At 60.3% G+C, this 26,754-nt stretch carries 29 protein-coding genes; 13 read left to right on the top strand and 16 right to left on the bottom strand.

All coding sequences use genetic code 11. The features are described 5' to 3' along the window. The first annotated feature begins 8 nt into the window (after window positions 1-8). Together GZ093_RS10020 and GZ093_RS10015 are read left to right on the top strand one after the other, a co-directional pair. Window positions 9-263 (top strand): hypothetical protein, encoded by a 255-nt coding sequence (locus GZ093_RS10020; RefSeq protein ID WP_296485472.1) that lies wholly within the window; start codon window positions 9-11, stop codon window positions 261-263. Beyond that, entirely contained in the window at window positions 256-1,941 is a 1,686-nt protein-coding gene (locus GZ093_RS10015; RefSeq protein WP_296485470.1) for a Na(+)/H(+) antiporter subunit D, read from the top strand. Before GZ093_RS10020 ends, GZ093_RS10015 begins: the two co-directional genes overlap by 8 nt. A 25-nt stretch (window positions 1,942-1,966) precedes the next feature. Here GZ093_RS10015 and GZ093_RS10010 read toward each other — a convergent pair whose 3' ends face one another. Continuing rightward, window positions 1,967-2,692, bottom strand: a complete 726-nt coding sequence (locus GZ093_RS10010) for a nitroreductase (RefSeq protein ID WP_296485468.1) — start codon at window positions 2,690-2,692, stop codon at window positions 1,967-1,969. Next, window positions 2,689-3,135 (bottom strand): thioesterase family protein, encoded by a 447-nt coding sequence (locus tag GZ093_RS10005; protein ID WP_296485466.1) that lies wholly within the window; start codon window positions 3,133-3,135, stop codon window positions 2,689-2,691. Before GZ093_RS10005 ends, GZ093_RS10010 begins: the two co-directional genes overlap by 4 nt. A gap of 242 nt (window positions 3,136-3,377) precedes the next feature. Here GZ093_RS10005 and phaP point away from each other — a divergent pair, with 242 nt between their 5' ends. Further along, window positions 3,378-3,923, top strand: coding sequence for a TIGR01841 family phasin (gene phaP, locus GZ093_RS10000; protein ID WP_296485497.1), 546 nt, complete (start codon window positions 3,378-3,380; stop codon window positions 3,921-3,923). 282 nt (window positions 3,924-4,205) lie between these two features. Then, entirely contained in the window at window positions 4,206-4,616 is a 411-nt protein-coding gene (gloA, locus tag GZ093_RS09995) for a lactoylglutathione lyase (RefSeq protein WP_296485464.1), read from the top strand. A 167-nt stretch (window positions 4,617-4,783) separates the two neighbouring features. Here the strand turns inward: gloA and phbB are convergent, their stop codons facing one another. The 3 genes from phbB to phaC form a co-directional block, all read right to left on the bottom strand. Next, on the bottom strand, window positions 4,784-5,521 hold the full coding sequence (gene phbB / locus GZ093_RS09990) for an acetoacetyl-CoA reductase (protein WP_296485463.1): 738 nt from the start codon (window positions 5,519-5,521) through the stop codon (window positions 4,784-4,786). A 137-nt stretch (window positions 5,522-5,658) separates the two neighbouring features. After that, the gene (locus GZ093_RS09985) at window positions 5,659-6,837 is read right to left on the bottom strand and encodes an acetyl-CoA C-acetyltransferase (RefSeq protein ID WP_296485461.1); all 1,179 of its coding nucleotides are present in this window, start codon (window positions 6,835-6,837) and stop codon (window positions 5,659-5,661) included. A 45-nt stretch (window positions 6,838-6,882) separates the two neighbouring features. Then, entirely contained in the window at window positions 6,883-8,607 is a 1,725-nt protein-coding gene (gene phaC / locus GZ093_RS09980) for a class I poly(R)-hydroxyalkanoic acid synthase (RefSeq protein WP_296485459.1), read from the bottom strand. 103 nt (window positions 8,608-8,710) lie between these two features. On the opposite strand from phaC, the gene GZ093_RS09975 reads away from it, so the two are divergent. Continuing rightward, complete coding sequence (locus GZ093_RS09975; RefSeq protein ID WP_296485457.1) at window positions 8,711-9,001, top strand: hypothetical protein; 291 nt, start codon at window positions 8,711-8,713, stop codon at window positions 8,999-9,001. On the opposite strand, the gene pgeF is transcribed toward GZ093_RS09975, so the two are convergent. From pgeF to GZ093_RS09960, 3 genes are all read right to left on the bottom strand, one after another. Beyond that, window positions 8,933-9,658, bottom strand: a complete 726-nt coding sequence (gene pgeF, locus GZ093_RS09970) for a peptidoglycan editing factor PgeF (protein ID WP_296485496.1) — start codon at window positions 9,656-9,658, stop codon at window positions 8,933-8,935. The genes GZ093_RS09975 and pgeF overlap by 69 nt on opposite strands. Window positions 9,659-9,763: 105 nt before the next feature. Next, entirely contained in the window at window positions 9,764-11,494 is a 1,731-nt protein-coding gene (ycaO, locus tag GZ093_RS09965; protein ID WP_296485455.1) for a 30S ribosomal protein S12 methylthiotransferase accessory factor YcaO, read from the bottom strand. Window positions 11,495-11,626: 132 nt separating this feature from the next. Then, window positions 11,627-12,127 carry a hypothetical protein gene (locus GZ093_RS09960; RefSeq protein ID WP_296485451.1) on the bottom strand — a complete coding sequence of 167 codons (501 nt, stop codon included), beginning with the start codon at window positions 12,125-12,127 and terminating at the stop codon, window positions 11,627-11,629. Window positions 12,128-12,496: 369 nt separating this feature from the next. On the opposite strand from GZ093_RS09960, the gene GZ093_RS09955 reads away from it, so the two are divergent. From GZ093_RS09955 to GZ093_RS09920, 8 genes are all read left to right on the top strand, one after another. Further along, complete coding sequence (locus tag GZ093_RS09955) at window positions 12,497-12,799, top strand: antibiotic biosynthesis monooxygenase (RefSeq protein WP_296485450.1); 303 nt, start codon at window positions 12,497-12,499, stop codon at window positions 12,797-12,799. 34 nt (window positions 12,800-12,833) lie between these two features. Beyond that, window positions 12,834-13,529, top strand: a complete 696-nt coding sequence (locus GZ093_RS09950; RefSeq protein ID WP_296485448.1) for a fumarylacetoacetate hydrolase family protein — start codon at window positions 12,834-12,836, stop codon at window positions 13,527-13,529. 24 nt (window positions 13,530-13,553) lie between these two features. Further along, entirely contained in the window at window positions 13,554-14,036 is a 483-nt protein-coding gene (locus GZ093_RS09945) for a TRAP transporter small permease (RefSeq protein ID WP_296485445.1), read from the top strand. Further along, the gene (locus GZ093_RS09940; protein ID WP_296485442.1) at window positions 14,033-15,376 is read left to right on the top strand and encodes a TRAP transporter large permease; all 1,344 of its coding nucleotides are present in this window, start codon (window positions 14,033-14,035) and stop codon (window positions 15,374-15,376) included. Before GZ093_RS09945 ends, GZ093_RS09940 begins: the two co-directional genes overlap by 4 nt. 18 nt (window positions 15,377-15,394) lie before the next feature. Beyond that, window positions 15,395-16,486, top strand: a complete 1,092-nt coding sequence (locus GZ093_RS09935) for a TRAP transporter substrate-binding protein (RefSeq protein WP_363260551.1) — start codon at window positions 15,395-15,397, stop codon at window positions 16,484-16,486. Window positions 16,487-16,508: 22 nt separating this feature from the next. Beyond that, on the top strand, window positions 16,509-17,054 hold the full coding sequence (locus GZ093_RS09930) for an NUDIX hydrolase (protein WP_296485440.1): 546 nt from the start codon (window positions 16,509-16,511) through the stop codon (window positions 17,052-17,054). Beyond that, window positions 17,026-17,154 (top strand): hypothetical protein, encoded by a 129-nt coding sequence (locus GZ093_RS09925; protein ID WP_296485438.1) that lies wholly within the window; start codon window positions 17,026-17,028, stop codon window positions 17,152-17,154. The genes GZ093_RS09930 and GZ093_RS09925 overlap by 29 nt, the downstream gene beginning before the upstream one ends. Before the next feature lie 69 nt (window positions 17,155-17,223). Then, entirely contained in the window at window positions 17,224-18,654 is a 1,431-nt protein-coding gene (locus GZ093_RS09920; protein ID WP_296485437.1) for an exonuclease domain-containing protein, read from the top strand. 122 nt (window positions 18,655-18,776) lie between these two features. Here the strand turns inward: GZ093_RS09920 and GZ093_RS09915 are convergent, their stop codons facing one another. The 8 genes from GZ093_RS09915 to GZ093_RS09880 form a co-directional block, all read right to left on the bottom strand. Next, window positions 18,777-19,331, bottom strand: a complete 555-nt coding sequence (locus GZ093_RS09915; RefSeq protein ID WP_296485435.1) for a flavodoxin family protein — start codon at window positions 19,329-19,331, stop codon at window positions 18,777-18,779. 68 nt (window positions 19,332-19,399) lie between these two features. Beyond that, on the bottom strand, window positions 19,400-20,101 hold the full coding sequence (locus tag GZ093_RS09910) for a pirin family protein (protein WP_296485433.1): 702 nt from the start codon (window positions 20,099-20,101) through the stop codon (window positions 19,400-19,402). Window positions 20,102-20,296: 195 nt separating this feature from the next. After that, the gene (locus GZ093_RS09905; protein ID WP_296485431.1) at window positions 20,297-21,481 is read right to left on the bottom strand and encodes a PHB depolymerase family esterase; all 1,185 of its coding nucleotides are present in this window, start codon (window positions 21,479-21,481) and stop codon (window positions 20,297-20,299) included. Window positions 21,482-21,525: 44 nt separating this feature from the next. Then, complete coding sequence (locus GZ093_RS09900; protein WP_296485429.1) at window positions 21,526-21,951, bottom strand: CopG family transcriptional regulator; 426 nt, start codon at window positions 21,949-21,951, stop codon at window positions 21,526-21,528. A 44-nt stretch (window positions 21,952-21,995) separates the two neighbouring features. After that, window positions 21,996-22,415, bottom strand: a complete 420-nt coding sequence (locus GZ093_RS09895) for a YbaN family protein (protein ID WP_296485427.1) — start codon at window positions 22,413-22,415, stop codon at window positions 21,996-21,998. Window positions 22,416-22,440: 25 nt separating this feature from the next. Continuing rightward, entirely contained in the window at window positions 22,441-23,847 is a 1,407-nt protein-coding gene (dnaB, locus tag GZ093_RS09890; RefSeq protein WP_296485426.1) for a replicative DNA helicase, read from the bottom strand. 310 nt (window positions 23,848-24,157) lie between these two features. Next, window positions 24,158-26,425 (bottom strand): EAL domain-containing protein, encoded by a 2,268-nt coding sequence (locus GZ093_RS09885; RefSeq protein WP_363260547.1) that lies wholly within the window; start codon window positions 26,423-26,425, stop codon window positions 24,158-24,160. A gap of 103 nt (window positions 26,426-26,528) precedes the next feature. Then, on the bottom strand, window positions 26,529-26,754 hold a 226-nt coding region (locus tag GZ093_RS09880; protein ID WP_296485425.1), incomplete at its 5' end, for a hypothetical protein.

The raw sequence follows: 26,754 nt of genomic DNA, 5'->3' as shown, positions 1-26,754 counted from the left end.
TGAAACCGATGGACGAGAAGCCCCACTGGCTGGATCAGCCCCGCAACGTCAAGCGCTTGTGGCGTGGTTTTCTGGTGGTACTGGTACTGACGGTGCTGGCCGAGCTTCTGGTGCCCATGCATCCGCACTTTGCAATCGAGTCGATCTTTGGCTTCAACGCCTGGTTCGGCTTCCTGGGGTGTGTCGCCATGATCGTCGTGGCCAAGGGCTTGGCGCTCCTGCTCAAACGGCCCGACTCCTATTACGGCCACGACAATGACTGACCTTCTGATTCACCCCGGTTTGGTGCTCATCGTCGGCGCCCTGCTGCTACCCTTGCTACGCGGCACGCTGCGTTCAGTCGCGGTGGTGGCTTTGCCGCTGCTCGTACTGGCGTTGGTGTGGCAAGTGCCTGACGGCCCAGCCTGGCAACTGCGTTTTCTTGACTACACCATCACGCCGCTGCAGGGTGACAAGCTTTCACGGCTGTTCGCCACCATCTTTTCGCTGATGGCCGCTGGCGGCGGCTTGTTCGCCCTGAGTCAAAAGAGCCGCATTGAAGTACCTGCAGCGTTTGTCTATGCCGGTTCAGCCATCGGTGTGGCGCTCGCGGGTGATCTGGTCACGGTGTTCGTCTTTTGGGAACTGATGGCGGTGGGCTCGACGCTGGTGCTTTGGAGCCAGGGCACGCAGGCATCCTACCGTGCCGCAAGGCGCTACCTGATGATCCACCTGATGGGCGGCGTGCTGCTGTTTGCTGGCGTCACCGGCCATATTGTGCAAACCGGCGACGTCACCTTTACGCGCATGGTGCTGGACTCGCCAGCGCACTGGTTGATCCTGATGGGCTTTCTGGTCAATGCGGGCGCACCGCCGCTGTCGGCCTGGTTGTCGGACGCTTACCCGGAAGCTTCCTGGAGCGGCACCGTGTTCCTCTCGGCGTTCACCACCAAGACGGCGGTGTATGTGCTGATTCGCGGCTTTCCGGGCACCGAGTTGCTGATCTGGGTCGGTTTGTTCATGGTGTTCTACGGCATCATTTACGCGCTGCTGGAAAACGACATCCGGCGTATTCTGGCCTACTCGATCATCAACCAGGTGGGATTCATGATTGCCGGTATCGGTATCGGCACCGAGATGGCACTGAACGGCGCGGCGGCCCATGCCTTCGCCCATATCATCTACAAGGCCCTGCTGCTGATGTCGGCCGGCTCGGTGATCTTGATGACGGACAAGCGCAAGTGCTCTGAACTTGGCGGCCTGTTCCACACCATGCCCTTGACGACCGCCTGCGGCACGATCGGCGCGCTGGCGATCTCCGCGTTCCCGCTCACCTCTGGCTTTATCTCCAAGTCCATGGTGTCCCAGGCCGCGCTCGACGGCCACTTGCTGTGGGTCTGGCTGTTGCTGACCGCCGCCTCTGCCGGCGTTTTCCTGCATGCCGGCATCAAATTCCCGTGGTTTGTGTTCTTCCAGAAGGATTCGGGCCTGCGTCCGGCTGAGCCACCGGCAAGCATGCGCTGGGCCATGGTCGTTTTTGCATTTCTCTGCATCGCGCTGGGCGTCTGGCCCGAGCCCCTTTATGCCTTGCTCCCTTTCAGCGTAGATTTCGTGCCCTATACCGGGGCGCATGTGGTCACCCAATTGCAGTTGCTGCTGTTCTCTGGCCTGGCGTTTTTTGTGATGCTGCCCTACCTCAAACGCACACTGACGATCACGCTCGATACCGACTGGATCTGGCGCAGATTGCTGCCCGCACTGCAGATCAATGTGGGGCTACCCCTCGTGAACACCTGGCACCGGCTGATGCGCGGCCTGCTGAATGTGGGCTCAGAGGTGCTGACCGTGGTTATGCATCAACACCGCCAAAATGGCCGCTTTGCCCGGACCTGGTCTACCCGAAGCATGGGGCTTTGGGTGCTGGTGCTGTTACTGGGCTACCTGATTCTGTATTACGTCTGATTTAAGACACCGCTGGCGAGCCAACTCACGCCAGCCAATGTGTGAACTCCGCCACCGGCACGCGCGGAGTATGGAAGGTATTCACCACATCGTCCTCATCGGCGTAACCCAGCGCCATACCGCAGACCAGCATCTCGTCGACACCGGCACCGATGTGCGGCAGGATGATCTTGGCAAAACCGTTCCACGCTGCCTGCGGGCAGGTATGCAGGCCACGGGCGCGCGCCGCCACCATGATGTTTTGCAGAAACATGCCGTAGTCCAGCAGTGAGCCACGGCCCATGACGCGGTCCAGCGTGAACATCAGGCCGACCGGCGCGTCGAAGAACCTGTAATTGCGCTGATGCTGCCAGTGCATCTTGTCCTTGTCGCCCTTGCCGATGCCCAGCAAGTTGTACAGGCCCCAGCCGTTTTCACGGCGCCGGTCAATGTAGGGGCTGACCCATTTCTCGGGGTAATAGTCATATTCTTCGCGGTACTCACTGAGCAATGCCGGGTTAGCGCGCACGGCGTCATGCGCGGCGCAAACCTGCTCGCACAACGCAGCGCGGCTCTCGCCCTGCAGCACGTACACCTTCCAGGGCTGCGTGTTGGTGCCCGAGGGTGCGCGGCTGGCGACCTGCAGCAAGTCTGTGAGGGTTTGGCGGGGCACTGGCGCTTGCGTGAAAGCCCGCACCGACATGCGCGAGGTGATGGCGGCGTCCACGAGCGCCGCCTTCAGGTTGGCAGAATCCAGGCTGATTGATGTCATAGCAGTGTTTCCAATACAGTTTTGAGATTGAGCGGCAAGGGAGTCGGGCGCCGGCTTTGCTTGTCAACATAGACGTGGATAAAGTGACCGCGCGCCGCCGTTAGCGGCTCGCCCTGCGCAAACAGTCCCACCTCGTAGCGCACACTGGACGCGCCCAAGCGGGCCACGCGTATCCCGGCCTCTACCGTCTGTGGAAAGGCCAGCGGTGAAAAGTAGTTGCACTGGGTTTCAATCACCAGTCCGATGGTGTCGCCTTGGTGAATATCAAGCACACCTTGTTCGATCAGGTAGGCGTTCACGGCCGTGTCAAACCAGCTGTAATAGACCACGTTGTTCACGTGGCCGTAGGCATCGTTGTCCATCCAGCGCGTGCTGATGCTGCGAAACACCCGGTAGTCACTGCGTGACGCGGGCAAGGGCTTGTCAGATTTAGCTTCAGTCATGGGGCCTGATTTTGCCAGTGCCGCGACTCACTCGGCCAAAGGCCTGCATGCCAGCCGTCTGCCGGCATTCCAAACATTGCTTTTTTAGAATTCTTGTTCTAAATTGTTGCAATGCAACAAAAATCACTTGCAGGGTTGCCATATATCCCTATAATTTCGGTCATGCTGCACTGCAACATAAACCAAGCCTAGGCTGGGGTTCGGCGCAGATACTGTTTTATCTTCACTCTCAAAGGAAAATCATCATGTTGACCGTCGAACAAGTCATGGCTTCACAAAAAGCAACTCTCGAAACCCTGTTGGGTCTGACTTCCAAAGCCTTCGAAGGCGTGGAAAAAATCGTTGAACTCAACCTGACCGCTTCCAAAGCGGCTCTGGCCGAAACCGGCGAAACTGCCAAAGCCTTTTTGAGCGCCAAAGACGCACAAGAATTGCTGGCGCTGCAATCAGGACTGCTGCAACCGCTGGCTGAAAAGACCGCCGCTTACAGCCGTCATCTTTATGACATCGCTACCGGCTCCACGGCTGAACTCAACAAGGCTTTCGAAGGCCAAGCTGCCGAAGCTCAACAAAAATTCATGGGTTTGGTGGACAACGTCGCCAAGAATGCACCGGCTGGCTCTGAGTCTGCTGTTGCCGTCATGAAGAGCGCCGTGGCTGCTGCAAGCAATGCCATGGAATCGGTGCAAAAAGCGGTTCAACAAGCAACCGAAGTGGCTGAAGCCAACTTCAACGCAGTTTCAGCGACCGCTGTGAATGCCGCCAAGCCTGCTGCCAAAAAGCGCTAATTAGAAATTAATGTGAAGTAAGTTTGAGATAAATTTCTTTTCTGGAGCGACATCTCTACAAAACTAAGGGCAAACCCTGAGATACTTCACACAAGTGAGATTTTTGAGAAACATGTAGTTTTTTACTGGTTGTCTCCTCGGGTCCTTTCGAAACCAACAGGTTCAGGGACTCCTTAAGGGCTGGTCGCAAGATCAGCCCTTTTTTTATCTAAAAATCATGGCAGTGCGGTGTCATCACACCGCACTGCACCCGGTTCTTTGATTTGCAACATAATTCATCCCATGAGATTTCTACACACCATGCTGCGCGTTGGCAACCTGCAACGCTCGATCGACTTTTACACCCAGGTACTGGGCATGAAGCTGCTGCGCACTTCGGAAAACCCCGACTACAAGTACTCGCTGGCTTTCGTTGGCTACGGCAGCAACCCGGACCATGCCGAGATTGAACTTACCTACAACTGGGGCGTCGAGTCCTACGACATGGGCAGCGCGTTTGGCCACCTGGCGCTCGCCGTGCCTGACTGCTTGCGCGCCTGCGAGCAAATCCGGGCCGCAGGTGGCCAGGTCACGCGTGAGGCTGGTCCCGTCAAGGGCGGCAGCACGGTGATCGCCTTTGTCACCGATCCCGATGGGTTCAAGATCGAGTTGATTGAGCGCGCCGACCAAGCCAGCGGTGCCGGCCTGCGCTGACGCTCATCACAAGCATTTTCCGAAGCCGGCAGCGCTGCCCAAGCCTGGAGCGAGATGCCCCCGAAACGGGCCCGGCGAGTCGGGCACAGTCAGAGCCCGCAAAAGAAAACACCCCAAGCGCACCAGTGCGCTTGGGGTGAAAAGGCGAACGGCTGAGCCTTGACGGCTTAACCCATGTGCAGGCCACCGTTCACCGAGAAGTCGGCGCCAGTGGAATAACCACCATCGTCCGAGGCAATCCACGCAATGATGGAAGCAATCTCGCTGGGCTGGCCCAGACGCTTGACCGGCACCGTGGCGATGATCTTGTCGAGCACGTCCTGACGAATCGCGTTGACCATGTCAGTGCCAATGTAGCCCGGGCTCACGGTATTGACGGTGACGCCTTTGGTAGCCAATTCTTGCGCCAAAGCCATGGTGAAGCCGTGCATACCCGCCTTTGCCGCAGAGTAGTTGGTCTGGCCCGCCTGACCCTTGGCGCCATTGACTGAAGAAATATTGATGATGCGGCCCCAGCCCTTTTCAACCATGTCGGCCACTACCTGTTTGGTGACATTGAACATGGAGTTCAGGTTGGTTTCAATCACCGCGTCCCACTCTTCAACTGTCATCTTGATGAACATGCGATCGCGCGTGATGCCCGCATTGTTCACCAACAAATCAATGCTGCCGTGCTCGGCCTTGGTCTTGGCAAAGGCTTCCACGGTGGAATCCCAATTGCCGACGTTGCCGACCGAGGCATAAAACGTGAAGCCTGCTGCCTGCTGCTCGGCCAGCCATTTGGCATGGTCACGGGTCGGACCGCAGCCTGCGATGACCTTGAAACCTTCCTTGTTCAAACGCTGGCAAATGGCGGTACCGATGCCCCCCATCCCACCCGTGACGTAAGCTACTTTTTGACTCATGTTTTTTCTCCTTCAATTGAACAAACCGACTGGTACCAGCACGAAATACTATAGCGAATAATCCCGTCCACCGCATTGCGGAAAACACCAACGCAAGCGCCGATGGGGACAGAAACCACAGCAGCGCCCGCTGGCCGTTAACGCTCGATCGTCAGAGCCACGCCCATGCCGCCGCCAATGCACAGAGAAGCCAGGCCTTTCCTGGCGTCGCGGCGCTGCATTTCGTGCAGCAAGGTGACCAAAATGCGGCAGCCGGACGCGCCCACCGGGTGGCCAATGGCAATGGCGCCACCGTTGACGTTGATTTTGGACGTGTCCCAACCCATTTCCTGGTTGACGGCGCAGGCTTGCGCCGCAAAAGCTTCGTTGATTTCGAGCAGGTCAAGGTCAGCGGCGTTCCAGCCCGCGCGCGCCAGTGCTTTGCGCGAAGCCGACACCGGGCCCATGCCCATCAGTGCCGGGTCCAGGCCGCTGGTGGCGAAGCTGGCGATGCGCCCCATCGGCGTGAGACCCAGGGCGGCGGCTTTTTTGGCCGTCATCACCATCACGGCAGCAGCGCCGTCGTTGATGCCCGACGCATTGCCGGCCGTCACGCTGCCGGCCTTGTCAAAAGCGGGGCGCAAACCGGCCAACACCTCGGCATTGGTCTTGCGGTTGATGAATTCATCGGCTGAAAACACGATCGGGTCACCCTTCTTCTGGGCGAGGCTGAAGGGCACGATCTCGTCCTTGAACTTGCCCGCGTCTTGCGCCGCGGCAGCCTTTTGCTGGCTGGCCAGCGCCAGCGCGTCCTGCATGTCGCGCGTGATGCCGTAGTGCTTGTTGACGTTCTCGGCCGTGATGCCCATGTGGTATTGGTTGTATACATCCCACAGGCCGTCGACGATCATGGAGTCGATCATCTTCCAGTCGCCCATGCGCTGGCCGTCGCGTGAACCCATCAATACATGCGGCGAGGCGCTCATGTTTTCCTGGCCACCGGCAATCACGATCTCGCTGTCGCCATAGGCAATGGACTGCGCCGCCAGCATCACCGCTTTCAGGCCCGAGCCGCACACAGCGTTGATGGTCAGCGCCGGGGTTTCCTTGGCGATACCGCTCTTGATCAGCGACTGACGCGCCGGGTTTTGACCCGAACCGGCCGCCAGCACCTGGCCCATGATGACTTCACCGATCTGGTCGACGCCCAACCCGGTACGGGCCAGCAGGGCCTTGATGACGGCCGCACCGAGCTCGGGCGCAGGCGTTTTCGCCAGGCTGCCACCAAATTTGCCCACAGCGGTACGGGCGGCTGAAACGATCACGATCTCTTCCATATTTGTCTCCTGAAGTGTGAAAAGTGCTTGCTAAAACGGGAAAAATTATGCCTTGGCCTTGACGTAGCGCCCCGGGGCGGCTTCGATGGCCTTGTATTTGCCTTTGCCATAGGTCTTGGGCGCGGGAATCTGTTTGCCCGCATGGCTCACCAACCACTGGGACCAATCCGTCCACCAACTGCCCGCAAGCTCGGTGGCGCCTGCCAGCCAATCGGGCTGGGTCTTGGGGAACTTGCCGTCTTCGCGCAGCCAGTGGCTGCGCTTGTTCTTGTTTGGTGGGTTGATCACGCCCGCGATGTGACCCGAGGCCCCCATCACAAAGCGTTTCTTACCCGGCAGCACCTGGGTCGATGCGTAGGCGCCGCCGATCGGCACGATGTGGTCCTCGCGCGAGCCATAGATGTAGACCGGCATGTCGACCAAGCGCAGATCGACTTTTTCACCGCAGACAACAGCCGCACCGGGCTTGACCAGCTTGTTTTCCAGGTAGGTGTTGCGCAGGTACCAGGTGTAATACGGGCCCGGCAGGTTGGTGGAATCACTGTTCCAGTACAAGAGGTCAAAGGGCGGCGGGGTTTCGCCCTTGAGGTAGTTGCCCACCACGTAGTTCCACACCAAGTCATTGGGGCGCAAGAAGCTGAAGGTGCTGGACAGGTCTTTGCCCTTCATCAGGCCGCCCTTTCCCATCTCCTGCTCCCGGTAGCTGACAAAGGCCTCGTCGATGAAGACATCCAGAATGCCGGTATCGGTGAAATCCAGGAAGGAGGTGAGAAAGGTAGCGCTGGCCACAGGTTTCTGCCCGCGTGCAGCCAGCACGGCCAGTGCCGTGCCCAGCATGGTGCCGCCAACACAAAAGCCCAAGGCATTGATGCTCTTGGCCCCGGTGATGTCTTGCGTGATGGTGATGGCTTTGATCAGCGCGTCTTCAATGTAGTCGTCCCAGGTTTTGTGCGCCAGCGAGGCGTCCGGGTTGCGCCAGCTCACGACAAAGGTTCGGTTGCCCTGCGTCACGGCGTAGCGGATCAGCGAGTTGTCCGGTTGCAGGTCCAGGATATAAAACTTGTTGATGCAGGGCGGCACCAGCAAAAAGGGCTTTTCATACACCTTGCCGGTCAGCGGCTTGTACTCGATCAACTGGAACAAGTCGTTTTCGAACACCACGGCGCCCTCGGTGGTTGCGACGTTTTTACCGACTTCAAAAATGCTCTCATCGGTCATCGAGACATGGCCCTGGCGCAGGTCGTGAATCAGGTTGGTCACGCCTTTGGCAATGCTCTCGCCCTGGGTCTCGATCGCCTTTTGCTGCGCCTCGGCATTGAAGGCCAAAAAGTTGCTCGGCGCGGCCGCGGCGGTCAACTGTTCGACGGCGAAGCGGATGCGGGCGCGGGTCTTGGTATCGGCCTGCACGGCGTCGGCCAGGCCCATCAGGGTGCGGGTGTTGAGCAGGTAGGCGGCTGCCGAGAAGGCTGCCATCGGATTGCTTTCCCACGCCTTGTCGGCAAAGCGCCGATCCCTGGGCTGTGTCGTGCCCTGCATGCTTTGGCCCCACAGGCTGGTCGCCTCCTGAATGTATTGCTGTTGCAGTTGCTGCAACTTCTCGGGTGCAAAACTGATGTTGGGTGGCGGGCTGTCTGGGGGAATCAAGCCCTTGGCTGCCTGGCCCAAATCCATGTTTTGGAACGACTGGAAGGCGTCACGCCACCCCTCACCCAAAGTCTGTTGAAATTGCTGGGCCGATTGCGCCAGAATTTCAGGGATATCCTGCGTCATGTGATGTCCTCTTTAATGTTCGCGCTTTAATAAGCACTCTAGTATCCTGGGCTGACCCGTCTGCAACCTGACATTCTTCAAACCGATAGTAACTGACTCATTTATGTACATCGTGCCCCTTGCCTGGTTGTATGTTGCGCTCATGATGGCGGTGGCAGAAGCCACGCATTCAAAGGGCACGCTGCTGGGAGCGATCATCACCTTCGTGCTGTATGGACTGGTGCCAGTGGCCCTGGTGATTTACCTGATGGGCGCACCGTCCCGACGCCGCGCCATCAAAGCCAGAGAGGCCGCAGCGTTGGTCAACGCGGCGGACAGCCCGGCGTCAGTCAAGCCAGATGCAGGCGGCCATGCGGCCACTGACCCGATCACGCCGGTGCGAAAAGAACCTTGACGTTTGGCTGACCGTGCACCATGGGCTGGTGCCGTCGTTGCCGTAAATCTCGGTGACTCCGAGCGCCCGCAGCCGCAAACGGGCCAGGCCCTGCAAATCCGCCAGCCATTTGCCGTCGCCATGCGGTCTGAACATTGCGCGCGCTGCTCTGTCCTGCGCCCCAAATGCATGACGCACCTCATCGCCGACCTCAAACGCCTTTGGTCCAATGCAAGGCCCCAACCATGCTATTATTTCAATAGCTTCTTGAGCATTATCCACGGGGGCTAGAGCCCTAAAAGACTCTATAACCTGCTCCATAATGCCGCGCCCACCCTGCCCGGCCAAGCCGCGCCAACCGGCATGCGCCGCCGCCACCAGACTGCCCTGGGCATTGGTCAGGAGCACCGGCAGGCAATCGGCCACCATGATGGTGCAGGCCACGCCGGGCTGCGCAGTGATGCAAGCGTCGGCCGACGTACCATGTGCGGTATCTACCGAAACCTGTTCGACCTGCGCGCCATGCACCTGCGACAAGAACACCGGCCGCGCGCCCAGCGCCTGTGCCAGTTTGAGGCGATTGGCCCGAACTGCGGCCGGGTCGTCGCCGACGTGATCGCCCAGATTGAACGCGTCATACGGTGCCACCGACTGGCCACCCGAGCGCGTGGTGCACATCGCACGCACATTGCCTGGGGCGGGCCAACGGGGCACCAGCCAGTCAGGATTAAAACTCACGCTTGACTCGAACTTTCTACAGCGCGCGGCGGCGTCCTGCTGACATCAGACATGGGCCGTGCGCACCTTGTCATAGGCCGCCAACAACTTGTGGTGCATTTCACAGCCCTCCAGTGCCAACCCCGGCGCACTCAGCCCCATGAAGCGGTCGGTTTGCATGATCAGCGCGTGTGCCTGCGCCACGGCCCCGGCACCGTACAACTGGCGCAAGGCATCCAGATACGGTCCACTGTCGCCCATCTCGGCCAGATTGATGATGCTCTCAATGCAGGCGTAAACCGCGCGCCGCTGCGGATTGATCTGACCGAAGTTCTTGATCCAGTCGCAGCCCTCCAGCGTGGCCGCTTCGTCGCCAATGGCCAAGGCCAGTAGGGTTTTGAGTTCACCCATGCGCAAGTCGCTCCAGAACGAGCCCGCATCGGCGGCCAGGCCAATCACCCCGGCCACCGGGCGCTGATCGGCCAGCGCCGATTCGTTAAGCGTATCGAGCAGGTCGGAGCACTCTTCATCATCGAGATCCGGCAGGTTCAAAATCGCTTCACGGATGCTGTTGGCCACGCTGTTGTTCTCAAACGCCAGGTCATCCACGGGGTAGATCTCGGACATGCCCGGCACCAGAATGCGGCAGGCATAGACGCCCAGGTGGGTGAAGTCGGCGATGTAGATCTCGCCCTTGTCCTTGTGGATGCGATCCACCGCCCAGGCGTAATCCTCGGCCGTGGTGTTGCTGAAGTTCCAGTCCACAAACGCGTAGTCGGGCACATCGCCCAGGAACTTCCAGTGAATGACACCGCTGGAATCGACGAAATGAATTTCGATGTTGGTGGAGCTGGCCACTTCTTCCAAGTCAAAGCCCGGCGCCGGAAAGCCCGCCAGAGAATCGAGCGCGCGGCCCTGCAGCAACTCGGTCAGCGCCCGTTCCAACGCAATTTCAAAGCGTGGATGCGCGCCAAAGCTGGCAAAGCAACCTTGGTCTTCGGGGTGCAACAGCGTCACGTTCATCACCGGGTACTGGCCGCCCAGCGAGGCGTCTTTCACCAAAATGCCAAAACCGGCGGCGCGCAGGGCTGCAATACCAGCCGCAATGCGCGGGTAACGGGCAACCACGGCCTCGGGCACATCGGGCAGACAAATGCCTTCGCTGATGATGCGTCCCTTGATGTGACGCTCGAAAATTTCCGACAGGGCCTGCGTGCGCGCCTCAGCCTGGGTGTTACCGGCCGACATGCCGTTGCTGACGTACAGATTGCCGATCACGTTCACCGGGAAGTAGGTCACCGCGCCATCGCGCTGGCGCACATAGGGAATCGCGCAAATACCGCGATCAAAGTTGCCCGAGTTGAACTCGACCAGGCTGCTGGCTTCAATAGCGCCTTCCGGGTTGTAAAACTGGTGCAAATCAGCATTGAGCAGCTCGGTCGGCCAACTGCCGTCCTCAGGAGGGGCAAACCAGCGCTCTTGCGGGTAATGCACATAGGCCCGGTCAGCCACGTCAGGGCCCAGGTAATAGTGGGTCCAGAAATAATTGGTCGAGAGACGTTCAAAAAACTCGCCCAGGGCACTGGCCAGGCAAGCCAGCCGGGTGGCGCCTTTGCCGTTGGTGAACATGAGCGGGCAATCGCGGTCGCGAATATGCACTGACCAGATGCCGTCCACCGGGTTCAACCAGGAGCGCTCCTCAATGTGAAAACCAAGCGCTTGCAGCTTGGTTTGCAGGGTGTTGATGGTGGATTCGAGTGAGGCATCTTTGCCTGGAATAAAGTTTTGGGTTTGCATGGGGGTGCAGCATACCGCAGGCCCGGTCGCGGCTCCGCAGGCAGACCACGCGAAGCCTCTGCAAATCGGGTGAACTCAGTTGCTTAGTGCGGTTTCTCAGCTACGTTAGCCAATGACGCGCGAGAAACTTCCTCAATTCGCGTTTATCGCCTTCTCAGCCAGTGCCACCGCCTGTGCCGCGACCAGCGCCGCCTCTGCGGCCGTCTGCGCCGCTTCTTGGGCCGCTGCCTGTGCTGCTTTCTGCGCCACCGCCTGTGCGGCTGCCTGGGCAGCTATTTGCAGAGCCAGTGCCGCAGCGTCTGCCACAGTCTGTGCCGCCGCCTCTGCCAACAATGCTGTTTCCTGCGCCACGATCAGCGCTGACTGTGCCGTTGCCTGTTGCACTGTCAGCACTTGCGGTGCCATCACCTGTGTCGCCTGTTCCGGTGCCTGTGAGGCTGTCAGTACCGCCTGTTCCGTTACCTGCGACGCTGTCAATGCTGTCAGCGCCGCCTTCTGTGACGCGATCAGTGCCTTGTCCGCATCCCCCAATATCGCTGAGGCATCCCGGTCCGCCGCTCCGTGTCTCAGCGCATCCTGCGTCAGCCCCCACGCCTCATTCGCTGCCTCTAATGCAGCCTGTGCCTTACCCATGCTTGCGTCCTTGTAATTACCAAGCCCTTCAATCGCCACATTTATTCTTGCTGGTGACACGCCCCTGAGTGGTGTCCACTATTTCCATAAGAACTGCGGCCACTGCCGTTTCCCCGTGTTGGACAAACCACTTGGCCGCTGCATTATGCGGCTTTCAGTGGCGGTGCTGATTGCCGGCTTTTTTCGATAGCGTAAGCACACAACGGTCCTCAAGGGGCGTTGACCGGTCGGCAGGACTTTGCCATTGGAGATCGCCAGCAAGAGGGCCAGGCCCGAAAAGACACGCACTTGACCAAGTGGCGGCGCACCGCCGATTGGTGAAGTTAGACTCAAGACCTGTCAAAACCGAACACAACAACGGAGACTTTCATGATCCTCGAACTCGCCGACATTCGCATTCACCCTGGTCAGAACGCCGCTTTTGAAGAAGCCATCCAGCGGGGTTTGAAAACCGTCATCCATGAGGCCAAGGGGTTTCAGGGCTACAAGGTCAATAAGGGCATTGAAAACCCCGAGCGCTACGTTCTCCAGATTTTCTGGGACACGCTGGAAGACCACACGGTGGGCTTTCGCCAGTCGCCAGCCTTTGCCGAGTGGCGCGCGATTGTCGGGCCGTTCTTTGCGGGCGCACCGAACGTTGAGCACTTTGACTTAGTGGCCAAATCGGCCTGAATCTGATGACTTCCTGACAGAAAGATAAAACGCCATGCCTTACGTTTTTGATCCCGCCCCCATCGCCTCCGTCCCAGTCGTGGGCAGCACCGCGCGCTTTCCCGTGCACCGCATTTATTGCGTCGGCCGCAACTACGAAGATCACGCCAAAGAGATGGGCCATACCGGACGCGAGGCGCCTTTCTTCTTCATGAAACCGGCCGACGCGGTGCTGGTGGTCAACCCGGGCGAAACCCCGCGCCTGCCCTACCCCAGCCTGACCCACAACCTGCACCACGAAATCGAACTGGTGGTGGCGATTGGCACCGGCGGCAAGAATATCAAGGCGGCGGACGCTGCGCAGCACATCTTTGGCTACGCCGTGGGCCTGGACATGACGCGGCGCGACCTGCAAAACGAGATGAAAAAACAGGGCCGTCCCTGGTGCATCGGCAAGGGCTTTGACGACTCGGCCCCGATTGGACCGATTACCCCGGCAGCGGCGGCGGGCGACATCGCCCAGGCTGAAATCTATCTGCAGGTCAACGGGCAGGACCGCCAACGCAGCCAGGTCTCCAAACTGATCTGGAACATCGCCGAGGTCATTGAGCAACTGTCAAGCGCCTGGACGCTGCAACCCGGCGACCTGATCTACACCGGCACGCCCGAAGGCGTCGGTGCCGTGGTGGCGGGAGACACGCTCCAGGGCGGCGTCACCGGCCTGGGCACCATCTCGCTCACCGTCGAATAGCACTGCGACCGCGCGGAACACCGTTTGCGCCTTCTTGCATCGCTGGCCAGGTTGTGTGCCATTCTGGGCGGCAGCCTTCTGACCGCCATCGCGCTGCTGACCTGCGCCAGTCTGATCGGGCGCAACACGCTCGGCTTGAGCTTGGCAGGTGACTTTGAACTGACGGGCGTCGCCAGCGGCGCAGCCATTGCGCTGTTTCTGCCCTGGTGCCAATGGCAGCGCGGCAACATCGCGGTCGACTTTTTCACCGCCAAAGCCAGTGTCAGAACCACGCTCAAGCTGGACCGGTTCGGCGCGCTGCTGCTGGCCGGGGTGATGGCGCTGCTGACCTGGCGCACCGGCGTGGGCGCCCTTAACGCCTTGCAGTCGAATTCCGGCACCATGCTGCTGGACTTTCCCGAATGGCTGGTGTACGCCAGCATGGTGCCACCGCTGGCTTTGACCGCATTGATTGCCCTGGTGCAGGGCTTAGGCGCTGGCGTCATGCATTTTCGGGGGAATGTGTGAGTCCGCTGCTGCTCAGCCTGATGATCATTGCCCTGATGCTCGCCCTGATGGCGCTGCGCGTGCCCATTGCGGTGGCCATGTTTGCCGCCGGTGGGCTTGGCTATGTCATGCAGGCGGGCTGGGGACCGTTCAGTAGCTTTCTCAACAGCCTGGCCTTTGTCCGCTTCGCCAACTACGAGCTGTCGGTCATTCCCCTGTTCATTTTGATGGGTCACTTCGCCACCCAGGGCGGCATCTCCAAGGCGCTGTTTGGCTTTGCCAGTGCCGTGATGTCGCGCTTCCACGGAGGGCTGGCGATGGCGACGGTGCTGGCCAGTGCGGCGTTTGGCGCCATTTGTGGCTCGTCGGTGGCCACGGCGGCCACTATCACATCGGTGGCGCTGCCTGAGCTGACGCGCCACGGCTATTCCGGTCGCCTGGCCACCGGCACGCTGGCCGCCGGGGGCACGCTGGGCATCTTGATACCGCCCTCGGTGCCGCTGGTGATCTATGCCATTTTGGCCGAGCAGAACATTTCCAAGCTGTTTGCGGCCGCCTTTGTCCCGGGCCTTATCGCCATGCTGGGTTACATGCTCGCCATTGCCGTCTATGTGCGCCTAGTGCCGGGCCACGCGCCGGGCAAGACCGCAAGCCAACACGAACGCAGCGACGCGGGCGGCCACCCCCTCGCGGCGCAGGCCCTGCGCGGTGTCGTGCCGATTGCGCTGGTCTTTGCAACCGTGTTTGGCGGCATTTACGGTGGCTGGTTCACGCCGACCGAAGGCGCGGCCGTGGGGGCGACAGCCACCTTGGGGGTGGCGCTGCTCAAGGGCGAGCTCAGCCTGAAGAAGCTCACGCACTGCTTTTACGCCACGGCGCAAGGCTCGGCCATGATCTTCCTGGTCTTTCTGGGCGCGGACTTGATGAACTCGGCGCTGGCACTGACCCAAATGCCGAACCAGTTGGCCGCCGTGGTGCAAGACTGGGGCTTGTCGCCCTTGTGGGTGGTATCAAGCATCTTGCTGTTTTATGTGGTGCTGGGCGCGGTGATGGACGAGTTGTCAATGTTGCTGCTCACCATTCCCATCTTCTTCCCGCTGGTGATCGGGCTTGACTTTGGCATGCCGCCCGAGTCGGTCGGCATCTGGTTTGGCATCATGGTGCTGATGACGGTCGGCTTTGGCCTGCTGGCGCCGCCGGTGGGGCTCAATGTGTACGTCGTCAACAGCCTGGCCCCCGGGGTGCCGATTGCCGAGAGCTACCGCGGCGTGCTGCCATTTTTGGTCAGCGATGTGTTGCGTACACTCCTGCTCTTGTTCTGCCCGGGCCTGTCGCTGTGGCTGGTCAAATTCATCACCTGACACCTTCAATTCGCCATCATGCAAAGACGCACCCTGCTCAAGACCAGCGCCGCCCTGGCGCTGACAGCGCCCACGCTCAACCAAGCTGCCACCACCGTCACGCTCAAGTTTCACACCTTCATGGCGCCGCAGTCCAACGTCTGGCTGAACATGCACAAGGTCTGGATGGACAAGGTCAGCCAGGAATCAGGCGGCCGCATCCAGTTTGAGGCCTACCCGGCCATGCAACTCGGCGGCAGCCCGGCGCAACTGTACGACCAGGCCAAAGACGGCGTGGCGGACATCATCTGGACGATTCCGGGCTACACGGCGGGCCGCTTCCCCCGGATCGAGGTGTTCGAACTGCCCTTCATGATGAGCAATGCCGAAGCCACTTCACGCGCCTGCTGGGAATACATGCAGACCATGGCGGCAGATGAGTTCAAAGACACGCAGGTGCTGGCGCTACAGGTGCATGGCCCTGGCGTCTTCCACACCAAAGACAAACAAATCAAGACGGTCGCCGACCTCAAGGGCCTGAAAATGCGCGGCCCGACCCGCCAGGTCACCAAGATGCTTGGCTATCTGGGCGCCATACCGGTAGGCATGCCGCTGCCGGCCATTCCTGACGCGCTGTCCAAAGGCACCATCGACGGCGCCGCGCTGCCCTGGGAAGTGGTGCCGTCGGTCAAGGTGCATGAACTCACCCGCTTCCACAGCGAGTTTGACCCTGCCGGTGGCGCGCTCTACACCGCCACCTTTGTGCTGGCGATGAACAAGGCCAGCTACCAGGCACTGCCACCTGATTTGAGAAACATCATCGACAACAATTCAGGTTTGCAGACCTCGGGCTGGCTGGGCCGGGTGCAACAAGCTGGAGACACCGCCGGTCGGCAGGCCGCGCTCGCACGCCGCAATACGATTTACACCATCCCGCAAGCGGATGCGCAGGAATTCAAGCGCAAGGCGGCGATGCTTGAGGTGGAATGGGTGCAAGACATGAACAAGCGCGGCTTTGATGGCCCTCAGTTGCTCAGCACGGCACGCAGTCTGATTGCCAAACACAGCAAGGTGGCAGCCGCAGCTGCACCGGCCACTGCGCCCGCCAAAGCCAAGCCAAAGAAGACCTGATTTTTCAAATTACACTGTCTTCATGCTGCGCGCGCCCATCAAACACTGCAAAAACTGTGGCACCGCCGTGGTCTACCGGGTGCCGGACGATGGCGACACTAAAGACCGCGCGGTCTGCCCGGCCTGCCACACCATTCACTACGAGAACCCCCTCAACGTGGTGGGCACCGTGCCCTATTGGGGCGACAAGGTGTTGCTGTGCAAGCGCAATATCGAACCGCGCTTTGGCAAATGGACGCTTCCTGCCGGATTCATGGAGATGAACGAGACCGTCGCCGAAGGTGCGGCGCGGGAAACGCTGGAAGAATCTGGCGCGCTGTTTGCCCTGGAAGGCTTTTTCTCGCTGCTGAACGTGCCCCGCGTCGGGCAGGTCCATGTGTTCTACCTGGCGCGCCTGCTCAGTGACGTGTTCGACCCCGGTTTCGAGACCATCGAAGCGCGGCTGTTTGCCGAAGATGAAATCCCCTGGGACGAGATCGCCTTCAGAACCGTCAAGGAAACGCTGGAACACTACTTTGCCGACCGAAGCAAAGGCCACTTTGGAATTCACATCCTTGATATCGCATGAGTTACAGACGCTCGCCGAGTTCTGGTTCTACCGCGTGGGTGGCTTTGTGCTGCTCAATGTGCTCGACGACCCGGCCTGGCTGGCGTTGATGTTTTGCTGATGCCCAGCTGCCACCTGCCCTCGTACTGATTCCTTTTGATCCTGCGCTCGACCTGCTCTTTGTTGCGCCATGCTGCCCTGCTACGTTTTACTTGACCTGGAAACCACCGGCGGCAACCCGGTGCACGACCGCATCACCGAGATTGCCGCCGTGCGCTTTGAAAACGGGCAGGAAGTGGCGCGCTGGAGCACGCTGGTCAACCCGGGCTGCTCGATCGCTCCGTTCATCCAGCGCCTGACGGGCATCAGCAACGCCATGGTGCGCAGCGCCCCCGGCTTTGAGGCGGTGGCCGCGCGCTTGCTGGAACTGCTTGACGGCGCGGTCCTGGTGGCGCACAACGTGCGTTTTGACCACGGCTTTTTGCTCAATGAACTGTCCCGCCTGGAGGTGGCGCTGCGCGTCAAGACCCTGTGCACGGTGCGCCTGTCGCGCCTCTTGTACCCGCAGCACAAGGGCCACGGCCTGGACGCTCTCATGCAGCGCCATGGCATCAGCACGCTAGAGCGGCACCGCGCCATGGGCGATGTCGAGGTGATGCAGGCCTGGCTGCAGATTGCCCGGCAGGAACACGGCGCGGCGTTGCTGCAGCAGCAGGCACTGGCGCTGTTGCAAAGCAGCGCCACGCTGCCATCGCAACTCGAAACCCCGGTGGCTGACATCCCGGAAACTGCCGGGGTCTACATTTTTTTTGGTGAAGGGCCGCTGCCCCTGTACATCGGCAAGAGCATCAAGCTGCGCAGCCGGGTCGTGGCGCACTTTCAGGCCGCGAGCCGGGCGCCGCGCGAGATGCGCATGGCCCAGGAGATTCGGCGCGTCGAGTGGCGGGAGACCGCCGGTGAGCTCGGTGCGCTGCTGCTCGAGGCCCGGCTGGTAAAGGAAAAACAACCGGTCTACAACCGCCAACTGCGCCGCGAGAGCACGCTGTGCGCGTGGCGCTTGGCCGACAACCCCTTGGCCCGGCCGCTGCTGACCCTGGTGCGCAGTGAGGCCTTGCAGCCACAGGAATTTGGGCAGATGTACGGCGTCTACCGCTCCAAGAATCAGGCCATCAGAAGTCTGCGCGAACTCGCGGATAGCCAGGGCCTTTGCCTGCAGGCGCTCGGCCTGGAGTCCGGCCAGGGCCGCTGTTTTGCCCACCAGATTGGGCGCTGCCAGGGCGTCTGCTGTGGCGAAGAGACGCCGCAGCGGCACCACCTTCGGCTGCAACTTGCGCTGGCACAGCAAAAGCTGCAGGTCTGGCCCTATGCCGGGAAGATCGGGCTGCGTGAATACAACGCCCGCAGCGGGCGCACGGACATTCACATCTTTGAGCAGTGGTGCCACCTGGCCACCGTGCATGACGCGGCCGAACTGGCGGACGCCCTGGGCAGCCGCAGCACGCTGGCATTTGACCTGGACACCTACCGGCTGCTGCTGAAACACATCGCAGCACCGGGCAAGCGAAAAATCGAGTTGATCGTCTGGTCCGCTAAACCCGAGCATGCGCTCAATTCGCTATAACTAATATAGCTATATACGCAAGCAGCACGGGGGCTAGAGGCCAAAATGCCTTATATATCCTGGCAAACCGCGAACGGCCATGCCGCTGTCACCGCACGCAGCGGCGACACGGCCGGTTCGCCTCAGGCCTTGAACTTCACCGTCACCTCAGCCACGCGCTTGCCAAACAGTTTGGCCGTGTCGAGGTCGCCTTGCAGCATTTCGGCGGGCGATGCGTCAGACGGCGACTGAGCCATGGCACCGGCCGACGAACCCAGGTAGTTGATGTCGTTGCGCTGCGCCGCCTTGGCATTGCTCGGCAGCATGCCGGTACCCACCCAGATGCCGCTGTGCTGCATCGCCAGGGTAAACAAGTAATGCAGCGTTGAGTGCTTGTCGCCATTGATGGTGGCGCTGTTGGTGAAACCGGCAAAGATCTTGTCTTTCCAGACCTGGCTGTACCAGGGCTTGCTCGATGCGTCAGCAAACTTCTTGAACTGCCAGCTCACGCTGCCCATGTAGGTGGGCGAGCCCATGATGATGGCGTCAGCGGCACTGAGCGTGGCCCACTGGGCCTCCGTCAGGTTGCCTTCGGCGTCAATGGCGACCAACTCGGCGCCCGCGCCCTCTGCCACGGCTTGCGCCATGCGCAGGGTGTGACCATAACCCGAGTGAAAAACGACGGCTACTTTTGACATTTGAAATCTCCTTGATGAACTAAAAGAAGGCCTGCGGCGCAGGCCCCTGAGGGTGAATAAGAGGTTGATCAGAACGACAGGTCAAACACCAGCACTTCAGCGTCCTTGCCGTGCGCCAGCGTGAGTTGAGTTTCGTCAGCCAGCAGCGCTGCGTCACCGGTCGTCAGCCGTTCGCCATTGACGTCGAGTTCGCCGCGCACCAGGTGCACATAGCTCTTTCGGCTGGGAGCCAGCGTGAGTTGGGCTATTTGGTCTGCGTCGAACAGCCCAGCGTACAGGCGCGCATCGGCATGAATCAGGACCGAGCCCTGGGCACCGTCGGGCGACGCGACCAGGCGCAACTGTCCCTGCTTTTCGGCATCAAGAAAGGTCTTCTGCTCGTAGCTGGGTTGGATGCCCGTGACATTGGGCTCAATCCAGATTTGCAGCAAATGCGTGGTGGCATCGGGCGCATGGTTGAACTCGCTGTGCTGCACGCCGGTGCCGGCGCTCATGCGCTGCACATCGCCGGGCGGGATCGCCTTGATGTTGCCCATGCTGTCCTGGTGCGCCAGCGAGCCGCTGAGCACGTAGGTGACGATCTCCATGTCGCGATGGCCATGGGTGCCAAAGCCCTTGCCGGCCGCGATCCAGTCTTCATTGATCACGCGCAGATTGCCCCAGCCCATGTGCTGCGGATCGTAATAACCGGCAAAAGAGAAACTGTGAAAGGACTTGAGCCAGCCGTGGTCGGCATGGCCGCGTTCCTGCGATTTGCGAACTGTCAACATAGCAAAACTCCTTGAATGACCTTGATTTTGGGCGCATCGGAGGCCGCTGACATCACCTCATTTTGACGACATCGTTCAAATTGTTCGAATTAACGACGGCTTTGAAACTTAATTCTCATCACGAAGGCATGCCAGTCTAAAACTATTTCGATAGCTACACAGGCTTACGGTACGCGGGCTAATGGCCAATTTGCCTTAAAAATAGCCACGCGTCTTGGGATGGTCAAAAAAGAAACGCAGCATTTCCAGCGTGGCATCGGGTCCGCTCGCATCGGTGTACGAACCGCTGGCGTGGCCACCCGACCATGCGTGCCCGGCTCCATGCACGAGCCAGTGCTCGGTCAAGGCCTGGCCTTGGTCGCCATGCTGGGTGGAGCGCGTGTAGCGCCGCCCCCGGGCCGAGACCCCCTGCTCCACCCTCGCCTGGCCTGACGGGCGCGCGTGCGAGTCATCCGCACCGGCGGCGGCGCCCAACGCAGCCGCAATCACCTGCTCGCCATTGCGCGGATGCACGGTCTGGTCCTGGTCGCCGTGAAAGACGATGGTTGGTATCTGCGGCTGCAGCAGCGCTTTGGTTGGCGCGTCGGCACGGCCGCCCCTGGCCCGCTCGACGATGCCAACCTGGCCGCTCTTCATCACCATGAGCGCTTCCGCCACATTGCTTGCGGCGCCGCTGGGCAAGCCGGAGTGAACGCCGACGGCCGCAAACAGCTCCGGGTAGGCCGCAGCGACGATGACGGCCATCGCGCCACCGGCCGACAAACCGGCGATATAGACGCGACTCGCATCCATGCCATGCTGTTTGATCACCGCCTGCGTCAGGCTGGCGATCAGGGCCGGTTCACCCCGGCCGCGCTCTTGGTGTTTGTGATCAAACCAATTCCAGCAGCGTGACGGGTTGACGTCTGGGGACTGCTGCGGGTACAGCACGAAGAAGCCCTGTTCGCGGGCACGCTCATTCATGGCGGTGCCCGCGGCGAAGTCGTCCGGGTCCTGGGTGCAGCCATGCAGCATCACCACCAGCGGCAGTGCTTTGCCGGCATGACCCGGCGGTAGATAGAGCTTGAAGTGGCTCGTCAACGCCGCATGGGTGTGCGTGCCGCTGATGAACTGGCCGGCGCCGGGATCGCGAGCGCCCGGTTTGCGCGCGTCCACCTTGGATGCACGGCCATCCAGCGCCCATGGCGACGGCATCTGCATCGCGGCGCCGGGAAGCAGGTAAGAGTTGGCATCCGCCCACGGGTTGACGGGGCCGGGCGCAGCGCTCGCGGCGGCCGTGCCACGCAACGCGCTTTGGATGGCCTGGGTCGCTTCATTCAGGCGGCCCGATGGCGTCAATCGTGTGGCGGTGCGCATGAGTTCTTGCAGGGTCTTGTTCATACAAACTTTCTTGGGCTGGAATTCAGAGGGTTTCACGGGGAAGATCAGCGCCGACGATTCGCCAGCGCGGCCTTCACTGTCGGGCTGGCTTGCAGTGCGCCCAGAACTTCCAGCGAGTCGATGGTGGCCAGGGCCAGTTCAGGCGTCACGTCAGGCGCAATCGTCACCAGGCCGAGGACGCGAATCTGCAGCGTCTGCCTGGCCGCCTGCAGCGCGCGCAAGTCGTCCGAGCTGAAATGCTGCAGACCCAGCACGAGCATCTTGCGCGCCACCACCTGCCGCACGGCTTCCGAGTGGGTCCCGAGCTGATTGCGGATGGCGGTGCGGATGAAGTCGGTCCGGTTGCTGTAAAAACCCTCGGCAACCATCAGGTCAACGTGCCCCAAGTCGACAAATCCGAGATTGATGGTGATCTTCTCCGAGTCCGCCAGCTTGGGCTTGACCGGAACGGGTGCGGTGTTTTGATTCATGCCGCCATCTTAACACCATCCATTTGGATGGTGGATGGATGGTATTAATCGTCAACCGGTGGTGCACCACGCCAGCGCGGCATCGGCAGACTCCACAACCACGCCGCCACTGCCGCGCAGCAAACCGCGGGGATCCAGCGCACATTCGCAGGCAACATCCACCACGCCAGCACCGAACTCAGGATCATCATGACCGAGGCAAACTGCTTGGCACGCAAGGGCACGGCGCGGTTGGCGCGCCAGTCTCGCACCATCGGGCCAAAGCGATGATGCCTCAACAGCCACTGCTCATAACGCGCGCTGCCCCGGGAAATGCAATACGCCGCCAACAGAACAAACGGGGTGGTCGGCAACACGGGCAACACGATGCCGATGACACCGATGGCCAAGAAGATGGCGCCGCAGACTAACCAGATCCAGCGTTGCCAGCGGGAACGAGACGCCAGTGCTGCGGGCTGATTCATGGAGCTCTTTAGAGGCCAAGTGGACTTAAAAATCGCCACTGCCGCCGGAAGCCAGCGACTCAAACTTGGTGATGGTGTTGAGGAACGCCAGCTTGACCACACCGGTGGGGCCGTTACGCTGCTTGGCAATGATGATCTCGGCCACGCCCGGCTCTTTGCAGGCGTCCTTGGTGTAGTACTCATCCCGGTAGATGAACATGATGATGTCGGCGTCCTGCTCAATGGCACCAGACTCGCGCAAGTCACTCATCATCGGGCGTTTGTCGGGCCGCGTTTCGACGCTGCGGTTGAGCTGTGACAAGGCAATCACCGGACATTGCAACTCTTTGGCCAGCATTTTCAGGCCACGTGAAATCTCGCCCAGCTCGGTGGCGCGGTTTTCGCCGTCGCTGTTGGAGCCACTCATCAGTTGCAAATAGTCGACCACGATCAGGCCGAGCTTGCCGCATTGGCGCGACAAGCGCCGTGCGTTGGCCCGCAGTTCGCTGGAGGTCAAGCCCGCCGTTTCGTCAATGTGCAGCGAAATGGTGCGCAGCTTCTCGATCGCCTCGGTCAAACGCGGCCATTCTTCGTCGGTCAGCTTGCCGGTGCGCAAGTGGCTCTGGTTGATACGACCGATCGAGCCCACGATACGCACCGCCAACTGCGCGGCGCCCATTTCCATCGAGAACACCGCCACCGGCAAGCCTTCGTTGAGCGCCACATGCTCGGCAATGTTGATGGCCAGCGCCGTCTTGCCCATGGACGGCCGCGCCGCCAGCACCACCAGATCGCCCGCCTGGAAACCGGCCGTCATGCGGTCCAGGTCATAAAAGCCGGTCGGCACCCCGGTGACATCGTTGGGGTTGTCGGCCATCTCCTGCACCCGGTCCAAGAGCGCCACCACCAGCGAGTCCATGGCCTGAAAACCCTGGCGGGTGCGTGCGCCCTCTTCACCAATGTTGAAAATCTTTTGCTCGGCCTCGTCCAGAATCGCGGCCACGGCCCGACCTTTGGGGTTAAAGGCGTTGGTGGAGATTTCGTCGCTGGCGGCCACCAGCTTGCGCAGAATCGAGCGCTCCCGCACGATCTCGGCGTAGCGGCGGATGTTGCCGGCGCTGGGCACATACTGGGCCAGCGAGTTGAGGTAAGCCAGGCCGCCGATTTCTTCGGCCTTGCCCTGGTTTTGCAATTGCTCGAACACCGTGATCACGTCGGCCGGCTTGGTTGCGTTGATCAAGGCGCCCAGCGCCGTGAACACCATGCGGTGCTCGTAACGGTAAAAATCCCGCTCGGTCAGCAGGTCATTGACGCGGTCCCAGGCTGCGTTGTCGAGCAGCAGCCCGCCCAGAACGCTGGACTCGGCTTCGATGGAGTGCGGGGGAATGCGCAATTGCGCGACTTGGGCGTCTTGACCGTAGTCAAAAGGCACAGCAGAAAGTACAGCAGACATGGGGGTGGGGTTTTCCTTAGAGCCGTCGATACTACGCCAGCACCAGGCCAAGGTCGAATGAAAAGCTGGGCACAAGCCCTTTAAAAGCTGTGGACAAACTGTGGAAATTGCGGGACAAACAGGCTTTGCCACGCTGCTGGCCCAAAAAAGATGTAGCACTCATCCGGTCACGTCATTTCAACACTGATTTTCTGTCATTCACAACGGAATAATTGAGCGGCGGTGGGCAGAGTACTTGACGTTGGCCAGTGCCTGCTCCTCCCCGAACCTTCACCGAACAAGCGGCTGGCTTCCCTCCTTCCGACAGGTGTCAAACCCGCTGCGCCAGCTGCTCAAAGCCCGCAAGTGGCAACGGTCGGCTGAAGAAATAACCTTGATAGGCATGGCAGCCTGCATCGGAGAGGAAGTCGCGTTGCGCTGACGTTTCCACCCCCTCAGCGATGACGCCTAAACCCAGGCTCTGGCCTAGCGCAATGACAGTTTTGGCAATGGCGGCATCGTTGGGATCACTGAGCACGTCGCGCACAAAAGACTGGTCAATCTTGAGTTGGTCGAGCGGCAGGCGCTTCAGATAAGACAGCGAGGAAAATCCGGTGCCGAAGTCGTCCAGCGAGAAGCCCACGCCCGTCGCCTTCAGCGCAAACATCTTCTCGATCACGTCTTCCACATTCGAGACCAGCAGGCTCTCGGTCAGCTCGAGCTTGAGTCGCCCGGGATCGGCGCCAGTGCTCTTGAGTACGGCCAGCACCTGCGCCACGAAGTCGGCTTGTCGGAACTGATGGGCGCTGACATTCACGGCCACCGTGAGGTGCGCCATCTCTGGTCGGCTGGCCCATAGGGCCAGTTGGGTGCAGGCGGTTTGCAGAACCCAATGACCCAAGGGCAGGATCAACCCGGTTTCTTCGGCCGAAGGAATGAATTCGGCCGGCGACACCATGCCGCGTTGGGGATGCTGCCAGCGCAGCAGGACTTCGGCACCCGTTACCCGGCCATCGCCAACCACCTGAGCCTGGTAGTGCAGCACGAACTGTTTCTCCTCAATGGCTTGGCGCAGATCCTGCTCCAGCGCAGCACGCACCATCACGGCGGCTTCCATCGCCGGATCAAAGAAACGAACCGCGTTGCGACCCGCGGCCTTGGCCCGGTACATCGCGAGATCGGCCTGCTTCATCAACTCATCGATCGCAACCTGCTGACCCTTGAACAGGGTCACACCGATACTCGGTGTGCTGTGGTGAGCGACATGGCCGAGCTGGTAGGTCTCGTTGAGCGTCGCGAGGATCTTGTCGGCGACTGTCTCGGTACTGACGGCGGCCTCTTCGTCGCTCCTGCTCAAACTGGCCAGCATCAGCACGAATTCATCGCCTCCCAGCCGTGCCACGCTATCTCCCTCCCGAACACATGCGGTTAGACGTCGTGCCACCTGCTTCAATAGCCGGTCGCCCATGTCATGGCCGAGGGTGTCGTTGAGCGTTTTGAAATTATCGAGATCAATGAACAGCAGCGCACCATAACTGCCGTCACGCGAACTGGCGGCCATGGTCTGCTTCAAACGATCCAGCAGCAGTGTGCGGTTGGGCAGGCCGGTCAGCTGGTCAAAGTAGGCCAGTTCGTTGATCCGTTCCTCTGCCATCTTGCGTTCAGTGATGTCGGTAGTTGCAGCGACAAGATACCTCGGTTCACCCGAGGCAGCGCGCACAAGGGACGTGCGCAAATGAACCCAGACGGATTTTCCACCTTTCCTGAGATAGCGTTTCTCTCTTTCCAGGCTTTCAATCTCTCCCAGGATCAATGCGCCAGTTCCTTCAACTTCGGCTCTGACATCTTCAGGATGTGTGATGTTCTCATAGGTCAGTGCGAGCATTTCATTCTCGCTGTACCCCGTGATTTCACACAGTTTGTGGTTGACCTGCAGCCATCGGCCGTTCAGATCGAGCCGCGCCACGCCGATCGACGCTTTCTCGAAAGTGGCGCGGTAGAGTTCCTCGCTGTCACGCTTTCTTTCAAGGGACTTCTCCATTCCGTGTAGCAGCACCGCGATCGACATGGTGATCATCGCATTGACAAAGGTGAAATTCAGTGTGATGACGATCCACTTCAACAGCGGTTGTTCTTCAAAACCGACGATGTGGAGATCAGCATCGACCATATAGCCGACGCCCAGCAGCGTCGCGGCATTCAGGGCGAGTGAAATCAAAGCGGGCCTGAGCCCAAGCAGCACCGCGCTCATCACACCAAATGCCATCAGATAGATCAGACTGGGCACGCCCACCGCGAACAAAAACGAGAGGCCTAGCAGGTACAGGAGGCCACAAAGACTCCAAGCCCTAATCAGAAAGGAAAGGGAGCGTCGGCGCCAGAGGGTAACGACCGAAGCGAGCGCGATGGCATCAATCAAAACGACAGACCAGAGTCTCTCGCTCAACGCAACGAGAACGCTTGGCACAGCGACGAAAGAGCCCAGGACCACGGCGACAAACAGGATGATGGACAGGACGTGATTGCGCCAATTCTGGATGTTTTCGAGGTCAACCTGAGGCGAGAAGAGTGTGCGACGAAAGGACTGAAACACCGTCATTTTGACGACCTCTTCAAGAATTATTGAAATTATTGTGTGAACTCGACCCCACAGGACAAGGTTATCGGCACCACTATAGCCGGCCTACCGAAGCGACCCACTTTCAGCGCCCGGTCGCATTGCGCGTCCAGCGCGTCCGTCCGCTCGGGTCGGTGGTGCGTACTGCCCCCATTGAAGTCAGCGCAACCTTGCCAAGCCACAGCGTGACAGAACCCGGACAGACGGGAGACTCGCCAAGCAGCGATTGGTAGTGCAACATTCGTTCTGTAATTTCCCCGACCACTGAAACTGACCCTGTTTGGAAGTTTCTGGTTTTGGGATTTTTTAAT

The organism is Rhodoferax sp. (assembly GCF_010365055.1).
In the GTDB taxonomy this organism is placed as follows: Bacteria; Pseudomonadota; Gammaproteobacteria; order Burkholderiales; family Burkholderiaceae_C; genus Rhodoferax.
Note: the sequence above shows the minus strand (reverse complement) of the source record. Positions and strands in the feature narration are given on the sequence as shown.